This window comes from Clostridium aestuarii, assembly GCF_026735135.1.
Taxonomy (GTDB): Bacteria; Bacillota; Clostridia; order Clostridiales; family Clostridiaceae; genus Clostridium_H; species Clostridium_H aestuarii.
This window is the reverse complement of the sequence record NZ_JAPQER010000003.1, coordinates 187,550-204,343: the sequence shown is the minus strand read 5'-3', so window position 1 is coordinate 204,343 and position 16,794 is coordinate 187,550. Positions and strand designations below refer to the sequence as shown.

The following is a 16,794-nucleotide window of genomic DNA, read 5'->3' as shown; positions in this document are numbered from 1 at the left end:
TTATAAATATCATTACCTTTAGTTTACTATATTCCCATCAAATAATTTTCGTTTTTTTTACATATTATTGATGTTATTACTATTTATGTTTTGTATTCTTCATCCCTGAATAGTACATTAAGAATTAAGAAGCAAGATTTAAGAATTAACAATTGAAGAGGAGACTTACAAATGAAAAATGAAGTTACAAAAGTATTGATTCCTGAATATCTTAAATCTTTTAAATGTACAGGTTCTGAATGTACAGATACATGCTGTTATGGGTGGAATATAAACATAGATAAAAAAACTTATAAATCCTATACTGCTATAAAAGATAAAGAATTCAAAAAATTATTTAAGGATAACATAAAAAGAAATCGTGATAAACCTTGGGATGAATCATATGGATATATAAAAATGGCTTCTGATAATACATGCCCTTTTTTATCTGAAAAAAAATTATGTAAAGTTCATTCTGAACTAGGAGAAAAATATTTATCCAAAACGTGCTTTAATTATCCAAGAATATCAACCCTTATAGATAATGACGTAATAATGCTAGGAAGCATATCATGCCCAGAACTAGCACGATTGGCACTGTTAAATAAATCATCTATGAAATTATCTAAAGCCGAATATCCTTCCAAACGACTTTTAATAAGTAGGCGTTTTGATTCTCTAAACCCATCTTACAAAAAGAAGCCTGAAAAACATTTTAAATTAATAAGAGATTTTTCTATATGGATAATACAAAACAGAAACTATAAGATAACTGAAAGGATTATTATTTTAGGTAAAATTATTGAAGAAATCGATACAGTTATTAAAAATAATAATTCAATGGATATACCATCAATTATTCAGAAGTGGTATTCAAATCTTTTAAAAAAGACAGAACTGAATATAGATTTTCCACATAAGTCTAAAGATTTATTAAAATTTGAAATAAAATTAGTAAAGCTTCTTTTAGAAAATAAACTTAATGCTTCTAAATATCCTGAAAAATACAGTAAATTCTTTACACAATGCTTTGAAGAATATCTTTGTGGTATATCCTCTAAAAACAAAGATGAAATTACTCAAGCTATAAACAATTACACTTATGCTTATAACAATTATTTTAAGAAATTTTTAGAAGAATATGAATATATATTTGAAAACTTAATAGTAAATGATATATATATAAATTTATTTCCTTTTGGTAGAAACAAATCTGTCCTTGAAGAATACCTGCTATTAGTTATGCGATGCAGCTTTATAAAAGTAAGTTTAACAGGCCTTGCTGGATATTATAAAGAAGATTTTAATGTAGATTTAGCATTAGATGTTATCGTAGCTCTTGAAAAGCTTGTAGGAAATAATCCAAGCTATAGAGAATACATGTTGGATGTAATTAAGGATACGAACAATGCAGATATTGAAGCGATGGTTATTAGTTAAAATTTAAAAATGAATAGCAAAAATGAAGGATACTTTTCTGCATATGCAGAAAAGTATCCTTAACTCTTCATTCTTAATTGCATTAGTAAGCGTTCTTATTCACAAATCCTTTAAACAAAGTAAGCCATAATATTTTTATATCTAAGCCCATTCTCCAATTTTCAATATAGTATATATCATACTCTATTCTTTTGCTTATAGAAGTGTCTCCTCTTAATCCATTTACCTGTGCCCAGCCTGAAATTCCTGGTCTTACTTGATGCTTTACCATATATTTAGGTATTTCTTCTTTAAATTTTCCAACGAAATAAGGTCTTTCAGGTCTTGGTCCTACAAGACTCATGTCACCTTTTAGTACATTGAATAACTGTGGTAGTTCATCAATGCTTGTCTTTCTTATAAAGTTTCCAAACTTAGTTTTTCTTGGATCATTTTCTGTTGTCCAACATACCTTTTCTTCATCTTCTTTTTGAATATGCATTGATCTGAATTTGTACATAACAAATTTTTTATTGTTCAGCCCTATCCTATCCTGATTAAAAATAATTGGTCCAGGAGAAGTCAATTTTATAATCATTGTGGTAATAAACATTATTGGTGAAAACAAAACTATGCACGCCATTGAAACAGCTATGTCAAACACTCTCTTCATAAATTTATTAAAAAGATTATCGAGAGGAATATATCTTGTGTTTATAACAGGAAGTCCCTCTATTTCTTCAACATAAGGTCTTGCTGGTATATATTTATAATAATCAGGAATTATTTGAGTTCTTATACCATTTTTTTCACAAGTTTCTATTATACTTCCTAATTTTTCATATTCTTTTAAGCTTAAAGTCACAAAAACCTCATCTATATTCTTCTTAGCTAAATGTTTATCCAAAGCATTTATTTTTCCAATTATCTTTTCGCCACTAGCTGTAGATGCTGCCGCTTCTTCAACTGCTTTTTTTAATTCATTATTTTTATCAGTTATCTTTGAATAAACCTTATCTTTATTAACATATAAATTGTCATCTAAAATACCAATCACATTATATCCCCACTGTTTATGAGAATGTATTCTATGTAAAAACTCTTCTGTAAGGTCACTATACCCTACTATAAGTATATGTTTGAGATTTTTACCATTTTTTCTTAGATATCTTAAAATAAATCTAATAACTGCTCTTTCTATTGTTGATATTACAATACTTAATATACTAAATATAAAAAGCAAATATCTTGAATAGTTCATCTCCTTAGTTAAATATAAAATCAAAGTGAATATTAATATTCCTAGGATATTAGCCTTTAATAAATTTAAAAACTCATCAAAAACACTTCGTATTCTGTATGGAGTATACAAATTGAAAAAATTATAAATAATCAAATACACAGGTATTATTAAAATTACAGGTTTTAAATAATTATTAAAAGCTAAATATCCGCCTTCAATATACATAATGTCACTTTTAAATCTTATAATCCATGCTAAAATTAAAGAAGCTAAAATGCACAAAGCATCCGTTACAACAAGCATTGAATTTAATATTTTTTGGTTTTGCTTTATCATATTCCACCTCTTTTTTCTAGATATCGGTATCTATTCTCTTTTCTTCTTTATTAAATTAGACAGTTTTTCTCTTAAAAATATTCACTAACAAAGCTAACATTAATCTTAAAGTTATTCCTATATACACAAACAGTGTTACTAAAAAATTATATTTTTTATAATAATGTTTGTTATAAAAAATATACATAGCTCTGTGAAATTCATATATAGTTTTTAATCTTTTTTTCTTGCTGCTCTGTCCTTTATAATGAATTGTTCTAACTTCTGGATAATACATAACCTTATAACCAGCTTCTTTTATACGATAGCACCAATCTATATCTTCGCCGTACATAAAGAAAGTTTCATCCAACACACCTATTTTTTTTATTACTTCTCTTTTTACAATCATAAACGCTCCAGTAAGAGAATCCACTTCACTAATCTCATCTTCAAAAACATAGGACATCTTATACTGACCAAACTTTTTAACCTCAGGAAAAAGCTTGTCTAATTTTAATAAATAATATAAAGAAGCTTCTGGTGTTGGAAATCCTCTTTTACAAGCATGATCAAGTTCTCCATTAGCTAAAACCAATTTACATCCTAATGCCCCTATATCCTCATATTTATCCATATAATTTATACAACTTTCTAAACAATTTTCAAGTACATAAGTATCAGAATTTAAAAGCATTACATATCTACCAGAAGCTATTTTTATACCTTTATTATTAGCTTTTGGGAAACCTAAATTGTCAGTGTTTTTAATCACTTTCACTTGCGGATAATCTTTATTTACCATATCACAACTTCCATCAACTGAAGCATTATCAACTACTATTATTTCATAACTTATATTTTGAGTATTATCTATTACCGACTGTATCGTCTGCTTTAATAATTCTTTTGTATTGTAATTTACAATTATAATTGATAAATCCATATCTATCCTCTATCCTCTATCCTCTATCCTCTATTATCTATCATCTAACATTTAGTATTTTATCATCTTAAATAGATTTAATATTAAGTTCAATTCTATTTTAACATAATTAATTAAATTTTTTATTTCAAATTTAACTTTACTTATATTTTTTCTATTGATAAGAGCTTCTTTTATACCTTGTTTATATTCATTACCTAATCCTTTTTTTATAAAATACAAATATTTAATAACATGTCCTATAAATAAAAAAGGTAAATTTATTATACGTTGGAATAAAGGCATATTTTTAAATATAACATACAAATTATTTCTTGCCGCTAGTTTTACTTTAAAAGCATTATGTCTGCTGCCACTAGTAGCACTACCAATATGATATACTTTTGCGCCACTGCAGTAGATATTTTTATATCCATATATTTTTGCTCTATAACTTATATCCACATCTTCAAGATATGCAAAAAAGCTTTCATCAAAATACCCTATTTGTTCAAATACACTTTTTCTATAAATAGCAGCACCACCACATGAACTAAAAACTTCTCTATCTTTATTGTATCTGTTTATGCTCGTACCATCTCCACATTTATATGCCCATCCTAAAATACAATATTCATCTCCAGCATCATCAATTTTATCTTTTTCATTATAACGAAGCATTTTACTGCATACTGAAAATATTTTTTTATCTTGTTCTATACATTCAACTAAATTTTTAAGCCAATCTTCAAATACTTCTGTATCATTATTTAAAAGAACTACATATTTCCCACAGGCTGCTTTTATTCCTTGATTTACTGTAATACTAAAACCATAATTTTGTTTATTTTTAATTAAATTTACTTGTGGATGATATTTTTCTATTATTTCAATACTATTATCCTGTGATGCATTATCTACAATTATTAATTCATAATTATCGTAAGTTTGCTTTTTTAATGAAGCTATGCATCCTTTTATATACTTTGCACCATTGTAGTTTGGAATTACTATTGAGACTTTCATTATGTATTTCCTCATTTTCGTTTAATTATATTTTTAACTTAATTCCTTTATACTAATATTATATACCACATTAATCTTTTCTTGAATAAAAACTATACTAAAATCGTATTTCATTAAATATATATTTAACTCAAAAAATCCAGCAGAACTTTAATTCGTTCTACTAGATTTTTATTCATATTTTACTTAACACGCTTACATATATCCTTATGTAGTACTTATACGTATTAATCAAATTTAAAAACCTTTATTATTTTTTCATCTGGTTTTAATTTATATTCTCCATCTATAAGCATATCCTCTTCTTGTGTTTCAAAGCAATCTTGTCCTATAATCTCTACATTACTTTTTTTTCTTTTAGTTAGTCCCTTCTTTTTAGTTTTGCTTACTTTTAAATCAATTTTTTTCATTTTACTTCCTCCTCTTTTTTACTGGATTTTTTCCTTTCATACTTATATATGCTTTTAGATTAAAAATTGATAAAAATTTTATGAAATTAATAGTTTTATTAATTTCACAAATTCTATAATTATAACATTGCGTACTTAATGTCCTATAATTAATATTCAATTATCATTAATAATATAAATTTAAAGGAACTTTGTACTTTTATGTAGAATATAAATATTTAGCATAAAACTTACTAATAGAGGTGGTATAATATCATGAAAGTGAGAAAAGCAATAATTCCAGCAGCAGGGCTTGGAACAAGATTTTTACCTGCAACTAAAGCTCAACCAAAAGAGATGCTTCCTATAGTGGATAAACCTACTATACAATATATAATTGAAGAAGCTGTAGCTTCTGGAATAGAAGAAATATTAATTATAACAGGTAAAAATAAAAGGGCCATAGAGGATCATTTTGACAAATCAATAGAGCTTGAACAACAATTAAGCAAAAAAAATAAAACTGAACTATTAGAAATGGTAGATAATATTTCTAACATGGCAAATATATATTACATAAGACAAAAAGAACCTAAAGGACTAGGGCATGCTATAAGCTGTGCTAAAACCTTTGTAGGTAATGAACCTTTCGCAGTTATGCTAGGTGATGATATAGTAGATAGTGAAGTACCTTGCCTAAAACAATTAATCAACTGTTTTAATGAATACAAAACATCTATTTTAGGAGTACAAACAGTACCTGAAGAAAATATTTCTAAATATGGTATAGTAGATGGTCTACATATAGAAGATAGCGTTTATAAAGTTAAAAATCTAGTGGAAAAACCTAACATAGAAGATGCCCCTTCAAATATTGCAATTTTGGGAAGATATATAATAACTCCAAAAATTTTTGAAATACTTGAAAATACTAAACCTGGAAAAGGTGGAGAAATACAATTAACTGATGCATTAAAAACATTAATCAGTGAAGAGGCTATGTATGCTTACAATTTTGAAGGAAGAAGATATGATGTTGGAGATAAACTAGGTTTTCTTGAAGCAACAATAGAATTTGCACTTAAAAGAGATGACTTAAAAGATTCTTTTATGAAATATCTATTAACATTAAAAAACAATCCTGTTTTTGAAAAATTATCAAACCAAAATATAGCTCAATTAGAGGCAGCAGCAGATATAAAGTAAGCAAAAAACTCAAGCTAAATTAATAAGAGCTTGAGTTTTTTACTTAGTTAAATTCTTACTTCTTATATCCATTCGGATGATTTTTATGCCAATTCCATGCTGTTTGAATTATTGTTTCTAAAGAATCATATTTAGGCTTCCAGCCTAATTCTTCTATTGCCTTTTGTGATGAAGCAACTAAAATTGCTGGATCGCCTAGACGCCTTTCAGCATCTTCTGCTTTTATATTAATACCTGTAACTTTTCTAGCTGTATCAATAACTTGTCTAACAGAAAATCCTTTTCCGTTTCCTAAATTATAAATTCTACTTTGTCCACCTTTTCGAAGTCTATTCAATGATAAAAGATGTGCTGAAGCTAAATCACTAACATGTATGTAATCTCTAATGCATGTACCATCTTCAGTATCATAATCATTTCCAAAAATCATTATTTTTTCTCTTTGACCTAGTGCAACCTGTAAAATTATAGGTACTAAATGAGACTCTGGTCTATGATCTTCTCCTATTTTTCCACTAATATGAGCTCCTGCTGCATTAAAATATCTAAGAACTGTATATTTTATATCATAAGCTTTATCACACCATTTAAGTATTTTCTCTACAGTTAATTTTGATTCTCCATAAGGATTAGTTGGAAAAGTTGTATCTTCTTCAAGTATTGGTATATTTTCTGGCTCACCATAAGTTGCTGCTGTAGATGAAAATACTATTTTCTTAACACCATATTTATTCATCGCTTCTAATAAATTTATAGTACCACCTATATTATTATTAAAATACTTTAATGGATCCTCTACACTCTCCCCTACAAGTGAATCAGCTGCAAAATCTATAACTGCTTCTATATCATTTTCAGTAAACACTTTATCTAAAATAGATTTTTCTCTTAAATCACCTTGATAAAGTTTTTCACCTAATATTGCATCTCTATGTCCCTTTTGAAAATTATCCACTATTACAACTTCTTCACCATTTTCAATTAAATGTGCAACCATGTGACTTCCTATATAGCCAGCACCACCACAAACTAAGATTGACATAGTTTGATTCTTCCTTTCTTACTATTTTATTTTTCATCTTAAACTTAACTTATATTTTGCATATTTAAATAAATTTAATATCATAGATATTTCTATATTAATATAATTAAATAAATTTTTTATATTTTATCAGTTGAAAAAACATGTACTCTTATGATACTTAGCAGACTTTCAATCTTTCATTTTGAAGTTACTACTAAGCTTTTCTGATATAAAAATAACCAATACCATATATAATTATATCTGCAATTATAGTTATAAGTCTATGTATTATAGATGCTATTGTTGCTAAATCACTTCCAATAACATTAGTAAGAAGCACTATTAATACTGCCTCTCTTACTCCCATTCCCCCTGGTGCTCCTGGTGTTATATAACCTACAAAAAAAGATATTATATATATACCTATAATTTGAAAAAAATCAACAAATCCTATAGATACATTCAATATATTCTTTAAAACTATTCCTAACATAATTCCTGAAAATATAAAATAAATGCTATATAAAAAAACAAGTTTTATACTTAATTTTAAAAAACTAGTAGTAACATATTTCTTTATCTCTTTTATACATTGATTTTTATTATTTATCATATATACTATCATAAAAATAATTAATAAACTACATACTAAGATGATTACTACTATAAATTTGTAATCAATATATTTCTGTATAAGATTAAACACATCTTTTAGTTTTGTAATAGAAAATAAAAATGATAACATCATTGTAGTACATCCAAATATAATTATTTCCATCACAGTGCTGGTAGCAATACTTATCTGTTTAAACCCTAATTTACCTGCTAATACATTACGACCTACTAAATTCATAATATTCCCTGGTAAATATTTGGCAATATTAGATTTAATGTAAATAAAAATTAGTATATTATTTTTAATATCCTTAGTTTCAATAAATTTAACCAATATGCTCCAACCATAAGCAACTAAATATAAAGAACCTGCAGATAAAACGGATAACAAAATTATTAGTACCCATTTTTGCTCTCTGTTATTAATTATATTCCAATCGATATTTACAGATAAAATCATTTTTACAATAAATATAAAACATATTAAAGTTATCAATGCTCCTAAAATATTAGCTATTTTCTTCTTTATAAAAATCACTTCCTATTTATAAATTTTATACTTATGTGAATTACTCTTGAAAATATCGTCATATATTTTAATGCTAAAGTTTTAAAAGATTTCTTATCTAGTTGTTCAAAAAATTTTTCTCTTTTATTTGAAGGCTTTGAAGAATTCAATAAAGATGGATTTTTCTTGATAGCTTTATCGAAATCACATTGTATATGATAAAAATTGCATTTTATTTTATCAAATAATTTTTCTCCTTTCTCTGTATTAATAAATACTAATGAAGTTCCCTTGTTATCATTTAACTCTGGATATATAGCATTAACCCCCCAAAAGTCTGCAACTGTTAAATCCGAATAATTTTTAGGTACTGATTTGAATTGACAATTATAACATGAAGGTCTCAAATATATATCTGTTAAAAAACCATTCATAAAAAAGTCTTTATATGCTGGCATAAAACGTTTAATTCTTCCCGTCTTAAATTTTATAATAGTTCCCATTTGCCCTCTTGGTTTCCATCCTTTATCCTTATTTCTAAATTTAAATTCAATAACTTTGTCTTGATACCTTTCTTCTAAATATGCTATATACTTTTTAAATACTGATGGTGATGGTACACCATGACATATAAAATCGCATTTAAACAATGTATCATAGTCTTTATTTAAAAATATGTTTAATCCAGCTGTTTGACATGGTGTTCCAACAAATAAAACCATTCTGCTTTTCTCAAGATTTTCTTTTACCTTTAAATATGTATCTTTAATATTACTTTGAACATATTTTGAACCTCTAAGCTTATCTAAATCTTCAATTTTTTCCACACTTAAATGATTTACTTCTAAATCTTCATTAAAACCTGCTCCAAATACAATTCCTTTATTTTTCAAAACAAATTCTGCTAATAATGTAAATGTACCACCTGATGAACTTTTTTTTCTTACTTCTTCATTCTTATGCCATCCACCAATAGTTTTAGGCTTTAAATCATCATAAGTTGAATTATTATTTTTCTGTTGTATTATTGGACAAACTTTCTCACATTTATTACACCCAATGCATTTATCTTTCATTATTTGTGGATATTTAAACCCTTCTTCATCAACTACCATACTAATACATTGAGTTGGACATATTTGAGTACAAGCATTACAACCACAGCAATCATATTTTTTTTCTTTACTTATATTAATCATTAAATTCCCCTATCAATCATTAAATAAATTTTGCTTTAAAAATGCAATAGATTTTTCTCTTTCTTTATCTATAATTTTTCTTACTTTTTCTTTATCATAAGATTCCTTTTCTACAACATCTTTGTTTATGTCTTCTATAAGTTCTAAGTTGAATAAATCTAATAAGTTTCCAATTCTAGAATTAAATCTTGTACTTGGCACAATAAAAAATTTCTTTTCTAAAATTAATGAAAACGCTAATCCATGAAAAGAATTAGTACATATATAAGAAGCATTATTAAACAATCCCACAAATTCTTTAGGTCCAATATCTATACAAACTTCATCCACAAAATCCTTCTTAAATCCATATCTACTTATATCAATAATTTTTATGTTTAAAAGCTCCTTAATTTTTCTTGCATATTCATATACTCTATCATTTTTTTGCATCATATATACAAGAATATATGGTTCTTTATTTTTAGGTTTTTCTGACATCTGAATCCATTGTTCCTTAGTTAATAAAAATGTTGGATCTATTAAGCATTCAGCATCTATGCCACTAATTTTATTAACTAATCCTACACCCTCTTTTTCACGTACAGAAATTGCCTTGAATTGTTCAAGATATTTTACTATATCAGAATGATATTTTTTATTTATTTCTGAAACTCCAAAACTAGCTGCATAAGATATTTTTTTGTTCTTATCTTGTACAAAATTCAAATAATACGGTGCAGATGCTCCTAATGTTATACTAGGATTCCATATTTGATCACTCCCACATATAAACTTATCACATTGCGGAGGATTCTGATTTAATTTCTTTTCTGAAGTATATATTGATGAAGTTGAAAAATAATCATCACTAAATTTTTGGAATTTTTTAATTCTTCCTCTTCTTTCCTTAAATGTTGTTAAACCAGATAAAATTTCTTTAACATTCGTTGTAATTGGAAATATTCTCACAAAATCTGTAAATCTAATAAACCAATGCCTGTAATCTATTATAATTGTTTTTTCTTTGTTTAAATCTGAAACAATTTCAGACAAAGCATATGTTTGTAATGCTCCTCCAAAATTATTTACAAAGTGAAATGTCACTATACCAACTTTCATTATTAATACCTTCCCTTACCTATATTGATTTAATATATTTCTTTCTTTTCATTTTTTTACTACTATTCATTCTCTCTGTTTCTTTAATTATATAGATTGGTCTTCCCTTTGTTTCTAGGTATGTTTTTGATAAATATTGCCCAATAATCCCCATACAAAATAATTGAATTCCACTTATAAAAAGTATAATACATGCAAGTGATGGCCATCCAGCCACAGGATTATTAAAAATAATTGTTTTCACAATTATATACACAATAAAGCTAAAAGAAACTATACAAAAAATCAAACCTAAAATAGAGGCAATTGCTAGAGGCGTAGTTGAAAATCCAACAATTCCCTCCAGTGAGTATAGAAACAATTTCCAAAATGACCATTTTGTTTCTCCTGCTACTCTTTCAATATTTTTAAAAGGTAACCACTTTGTTTTGAAACCTACCCAGCCATAAATACCTTTTGAAAATCTATTATATTCTTTCATGGATAGTATAGCTTCTGCCATTTGACATGACATTAATCGAAAATCACGTGCCCCATCTACAATATCTAAACTTGATATTTTGTTAATTATTTTATAAAACTGCTTAGCAAAAAAACTCCTTATAGGTGGCTCACCTTCACGTGTAACTCTTCTTGTTGCAACACTATCATATTCGCCTTTTTTAACATAACCATACATTTCTGGAAGCAAGTTGGGGGGGTCTTGCATATCTGCATCCATAATAACCATAAAATCCCCATTTGCTGCTTCAAGTCCTGCATACATTGCAGCTTCTTTTCCAAAATTTCTTGAAAAAGATATGTATCGTATTCTTTTATCTTTCACTGATAAATTTTTAATAATATCTAATGTTTTATCTTCAGAACCATCATTAACAAATATAAATTCAAATTTTTGTTCACTCATAATATCAGTTACTTCACAAATTGCTTTATAAAGAAAAGGTAATGCCTGTTCTTCATTATAGCAAGGAATAATTAACGATAATTCATGCATTTTAATACCTCCTACCCCATTATATATGATAAAATTCAGACTTTTCTATTCCAAATATTTCCTATATTTCAGATAACATAATACAATTTATGCTTGTCTCTATTAATATTTACACCAATATAAAGTATCACCAACAAATACAAGTTGTTCATTTGGATTGAAATAATTCCAATCTTTATCTTTAAAGTATTTATTATATATTTCATTATTCATATGTTTTATTCGAAAATCTCTGCCTGAAACAAATTTAATTAAATTAACATCCGACCATTCTCTGTAAAAACCTCTTACATTTACATCATAAGCCATATAATCAATTCCATTATATTTCCAGCCACCTTTCTTATCCTTTGCTCTAGCAATATATTTAATTTCAATATTGTTACTTTTCTCATAAGCAGATATTTCTTTGCTAATTAAATATGCATATTCTTCGTCAATCTTATTAGTTGCAAAATGATCTATGATTATATTTTGTGTAGTTCTTATATTAGGGATTAATAGTAATATAACCATTGACAGTACTATAAATTGATATTTACTAACTCCTTTTCCAGTATAACTATAAAGAGCAATGATTGGTAATAAACTTAAAAAGTATGGCAATGCTACAATTACTCTAGGTGTTAACCAAACACCAGTACTCAAAAAATAACTTGGATTAAATATTACAATAAAACTAACTCCTAACACAAATATAAGAAATATAATACTAACTTCTTTATCTTTACGTCTCTTTTGTAAAAAAGCAAAAAATATAACAAATAACATTATAACTAAAAAGTATAACATCCAAGGAGCTTTCATTAAATTCATACCATTTAACCATATTGGTTTTTGTCCCTTTATAACCTCAATAACATTGGGGTATATTGATGTAAGTGAGAAACCAGATTTTCTAAAATTTGTATTAGGTCGTATTAATTTGATAATATGGTTTGTAATAAGAGAAACTACCGCTGCAGAAAAACCAACTAAAATACCCAAAATAGTTTCTTTTATAGACTTTTTGTTTGTTTTAAACTCATTATTCATAGCAATTAAAATACATACTACTATCATAAAAATGTTTATATTTATTTGATACATATACATTGAAGATAATGCATAAATACTTGCTACACAAAAGTTCCAACAAGTCTTTTTTCTATCTGCAAATACTTTTGCTGCCCATACAGCTAATAACATTCCCATAGTATAGAACAGAACAACTTCTGGAAATAAAAACCATTCCAATATAATAAAATTCACTGTTGCCAACATACAAGCAAAGAAAATAGTAAAAAAAGAAATACAACTATGATTTTTTAATTTATTATAGAATATAACAAATAGTAAAGTTGCTATAACAGAGAGACAAACAATAGTCAAAGAAGTAGTAATTGACTGTATCTCTATTATATTAACATTGAATTTATTATAAACCAAACTAAAAAAATAAGGTATTACACGCCCGTTCCAAATAAAAGCTCCTTTAGCTTTTGTAAAAAACATATTGTATGAATCAGTAGCATAATGTTTTCTGCATAATGGCCCATATATACAAAAGTTTAAAATTAAATAACATAAAAAAATATGTAAATAATTTATTATATATATCTGTTTTCCCTCTACTAATACATTTTTTTCTTTTATAAATTCTTTAAATTTCATCATTTATCCCACTTCCTATAACTTTATTAATATCATATTTTATACCTTTAAATATCTACTTAATATTTATCTTTTAAATATTTTTTTAATAATTTCATATCCTTTTTTACATACTTTAAATGTTATAGGTTTATCTTTTAATTTAACTTTCACCTTTTCCTTCAATGTTTTTCTATCAAAGATTGCATATACTATACATTTTATAATTTTATTCCGTTCCCATAGTATTTTCTCTATCATACTACTATAATCCATACCACACTCTCTATTATCTCCATCTGAAGTATGTTGTTCAGCTTGCACCACTTGGATTTGATTTTTAAAGAATTCATATATATTTATTTTATCTCTTGCACCATAAACTAAATCCTCAAAATAAGAAGCCTTAAAAATTCTTCTATCGAAATCTTTTGCATTAATAAGCATACCTTCAAATACAAGAGATACCTCTTGACCTTTAAAAGGAACATATTCCATATAATCTCTAAAAGTTTCAATATAATCTTCTGTAAACTCAAGTGCTCCTTGTTGAATTAGTTTAACTATAAACAAGTCTTGGAATTCTTTTTCTTCATCCTCAAACTTTGGAACTACAATTCCATCTTTTCTATTAAATCCTATGCAAGAAGATCCTGGGTCTGAAAGTAAATGTTCTCTAATTAGTCCGGTCATTTTTGGTGTAAAATCATAAAAACTTTTTATGCTGAAATTATATTTTCTCTTAATACTATTGTATTTCTCACTATCACTATGTACAAAATATACATTTATTCCTTCTCCTGCTAATCTAGAAACCGCCCCTTGAATTCGTCCACTATATCCCATATCAAAAGTAATGTCTTTTTTTCTATTTAATATTGAATAATAATCTTTTGCTATATCATACGCTTCCTCATGCTTTTTACAATCATATAAGTTTTCTATATAATATTTTATAAAATGATTATACTCATCTTTTTTTTCAAAAACCTTATTATATAAAATTCCCTTCTCCTTCAATTTTATTTCTATATCTTTGCTACTAATATCCTTTGAACAAAAATTAAGTAAAAATAAAATTGTTTTTGGAGTATGATTTCTAAACTCAATAGGCAAATTATAAAAATCAAGCTTGTCCATAATCATTCCTGGTAATAGCGCTTTTCTAGATGTATAAATATATTTAGCTTCAGGAATATCTTTATATACTTCATAATATTTCTCATATATTTTCATAGGCAAATATCCATCTCTAGACATAAAATGAATATTCTCATATGTTTTTTCTTTTGATTCTTCTATTATCCATTTTACAACACCAGCCATATGCATTCCTACTGCATAATATCCCATAAAATAAGGGTCAATGTTAAAATCACTAAATTCATTAAAACTTCTATATGGATTATCAAAATATTTATTTGCAACAAGTGCTAACATTGAACGAAATCCCAATGAATTCATAAATTCTTTTGAATTTTGTATTCTTCCACAAGCAAGTTTAGCTATATATGCACAATTATTAGTAGTTATATTAGAAATTTTATTTTCAAATACCTCTACCGCCTTAGGTATAAACATTGTTTGCATTCCAACCTTTTGAGCATTTATAATATCATTTTGCCATGTATCGCCCAAGTGAAAAACTTTATTTCCTTCAATATTTAAATCTTGTAATACTGATTTAAATATTGCGCCATTATTTTTTGTTAGTCTCAATTTAGAAGATAAATAAAGCTTTTCATATTCATAATACCCATTTTTATTTAATATCTTCACAACAGTCTCTTCATCAAGATACATATCCGAAATAATTATTATCTTTTTGCCTGCAATTAAAGCAGCATCAAAAAGTTCTTTTACTGATTTACGCTGACAGCAAAACTGTATTTCTAATTTTTTTTCTTCTTCCTTCATCAACTCTGTAATATTTATAGGAATATTATACACTTCACTTATTTGATCATAAATTTCATCAATATTAACATCTTGAAAAGAAGGATGTAATTCACTTTGTTTTTTCCTTGCAATAGCTTCTGCATCAATTCTTATTTTATAAAATCTAATATTAGTCTTATATAATTGTTCAAATTTTTTATCTAACAAAAGAAATAAATCTGTTGGATTATAAAATGGACGAGTTATTAATGTATCAAATATATCAAAGCTAATGTATTCATAATCTCCAGTTATTATTTGTTCTTTTATATATTCCAGTCCACCATTCCATTTTGTATTAATAGATTCAAAATAGTGATCATCTTCTGTAATATGTTTTTTATAGCCTGGTAGAAAATCCTCCATAATTTTACTGGCTTTTCTTTTATCATTTCCAAAAAAAACATTTTCGCCTAATTCTCTCCACATTCTAGAATAATACTTTTTAGTTTCCATAAATTTATCTTTTATCCATTTTTGTGAATTGACTTCTTCAAAAAAATCATTTACAAAATCAAATACTCTTTTTATATCTTTCATATTTTTTTCGAATTTTTCTATTTTTATATTATCTACATTTGTTGAGGCATCTCCATTCTGGCAATAAAAATAACCTTCACTTTGAATTGTAGTAACCCTATCTGCAAAGTAAAATAATAATGTTGAAAAAGCAATATCTTCTGTCATAATTAAATGTTCCGTAATTCTTATATAATATGGCATACATTTATCCCATAATTCTTTTTTATATATTTTATTCCAGATAGTATGCCAAGAATAACATAATCCTTTTTGATTAAAATAACTCTTCCTTATTTCTTGTCCATTTAATTCATCAAATAAAAAGCAACAATCATGCAAATTTTTAATTTCTCGTTCTTTTTCATTTTTCTCAAAAATTGTTTTTCCAATTACAATATCTGAATTATTTTTAACAGCATTATTTACTAAGCAGTGATAAAAATCTATAGTTACATAATCATCACTATCAATAAACGCAATATAATCCCCAGTAGCAACTTCTACCCCTTTTAATCTTGCACAAAATAATCCTTTATTTTTTTCATAAGTAACATATTTTATCCTCTTATCTTGTTCCATATACTCACCTACAATTTCTTCTGCATTTCCTGGTGAGCAATCATTTACGACAATAATTTCAACATTTTTATAGCTTTGCTTTGTAACACTATCTAAACAACGTTTTAAATATTTCTCTGTGTTATAAACAGGTATTATAATAGAGATCAATGCATCATTCACTAAATTCCACAC

General features: G+C 26.2%; 13 protein-coding genes. 2 read left to right on the top strand and 11 right to left on the bottom strand.

Features of this window, described 5'->3' with window-relative positions; all coding sequences use genetic code 11:
- The first annotated feature begins 171 nt into the window (after nt 1-171).
- Nucleotides 172-1,422, top strand: a complete 1,251-nt coding sequence (gene fliB / locus OW763_RS09240; protein ID WP_268040824.1) for a flagellin lysine-N-methylase — start codon at nt 172-174, stop codon at nt 1,420-1,422.
- 82 nt (nt 1,423-1,504) lie between these two features.
- Here the strand turns inward: fliB and OW763_RS09235 are convergent, their stop codons facing one another.
- The 4 genes from OW763_RS09235 to OW763_RS09220 form a co-directional block, all read right to left on the bottom strand.
- Nucleotides 1,505-2,980: an undecaprenyl-phosphate glucose phosphotransferase gene (locus OW763_RS09235; RefSeq protein WP_268040823.1), complete on the bottom strand. Its 1,476-nt coding sequence runs from the start codon at nt 2,978-2,980 to the stop codon at nt 1,505-1,507.
- 55 nt (nt 2,981-3,035) lie between these two features.
- Complete coding sequence (locus tag OW763_RS09230; RefSeq protein WP_268040822.1) at nt 3,036-3,905, bottom strand: glycosyltransferase family 2 protein; 870 nt, start codon at nt 3,903-3,905, stop codon at nt 3,036-3,038.
- A 51-nt stretch (nt 3,906-3,956) separates the two neighbouring features.
- Nucleotides 3,957-4,910, bottom strand: coding sequence for a glycosyltransferase family 2 protein (locus OW763_RS09225; protein ID WP_268040821.1), 954 nt, complete (start codon nt 4,908-4,910; stop codon nt 3,957-3,959).
- Between the two features lie 227 nt (nt 4,911-5,137).
- Nucleotides 5,138-5,320, bottom strand: coding sequence for a hypothetical protein (locus OW763_RS09220; protein ID WP_268040820.1), 183 nt, complete (start codon nt 5,318-5,320; stop codon nt 5,138-5,140).
- Between the two features lie 255 nt (nt 5,321-5,575).
- Between OW763_RS09220 and galU the strand changes: the two genes are divergently transcribed.
- Entirely contained in the window at nt 5,576-6,505 is a 930-nt protein-coding gene (gene galU, locus OW763_RS09215) for a UTP--glucose-1-phosphate uridylyltransferase GalU (protein WP_268040819.1), read from the top strand.
- Nucleotides 6,506-6,560: 55 nt separating this feature from the next.
- Here the strand turns inward: galU and galE are convergent, their stop codons facing one another.
- The 7 genes from galE to OW763_RS09180 form a co-directional block, all read right to left on the bottom strand.
- Nucleotides 6,561-7,547, bottom strand: coding sequence for a UDP-glucose 4-epimerase GalE (gene galE / locus OW763_RS09210; protein ID WP_268040818.1), 987 nt, complete (start codon nt 7,545-7,547; stop codon nt 6,561-6,563).
- 196 nt (nt 7,548-7,743) lie between these two features.
- Nucleotides 7,744-8,640, bottom strand: coding sequence for a lysylphosphatidylglycerol synthase domain-containing protein (locus tag OW763_RS09205; RefSeq protein ID WP_268040817.1), 897 nt, complete (start codon nt 8,638-8,640; stop codon nt 7,744-7,746).
- A gap of 38 nt (nt 8,641-8,678) precedes the next feature.
- Entirely contained in the window at nt 8,679-9,851 is a 1,173-nt protein-coding gene (locus OW763_RS09200; RefSeq protein WP_268040816.1) for a Coenzyme F420 hydrogenase/dehydrogenase, beta subunit C-terminal domain, read from the bottom strand.
- A gap of 12 nt (nt 9,852-9,863) precedes the next feature.
- Nucleotides 9,864-10,952: a polysaccharide pyruvyl transferase family protein gene (locus tag OW763_RS09195; protein WP_268040815.1), complete on the bottom strand. Its 1,089-nt coding sequence runs from the start codon at nt 10,950-10,952 to the stop codon at nt 9,864-9,866.
- Nucleotides 10,953-10,971: 19 nt separating this feature from the next.
- Nucleotides 10,972-11,949 carry a glycosyltransferase family 2 protein gene (locus tag OW763_RS09190; protein WP_268040814.1) on the bottom strand — a complete coding sequence of 326 codons (978 nt, stop codon included), beginning with the start codon at nt 11,947-11,949 and terminating at the stop codon, nt 10,972-10,974.
- Nucleotides 11,950-12,051: 102 nt separating this feature from the next.
- Entirely contained in the window at nt 12,052-13,605 is a 1,554-nt protein-coding gene (locus tag OW763_RS09185; protein WP_268040813.1) for a glucosyltransferase domain-containing protein, read from the bottom strand.
- A gap of 63 nt (nt 13,606-13,668) precedes the next feature.
- Complete coding sequence (locus tag OW763_RS09180; RefSeq protein ID WP_268040812.1) at nt 13,669-16,782, bottom strand: HAD-IA family hydrolase; 3,114 nt, start codon at nt 16,780-16,782, stop codon at nt 13,669-13,671.
- Nucleotides 16,783-16,794 lie beyond the last annotated feature (12 nt).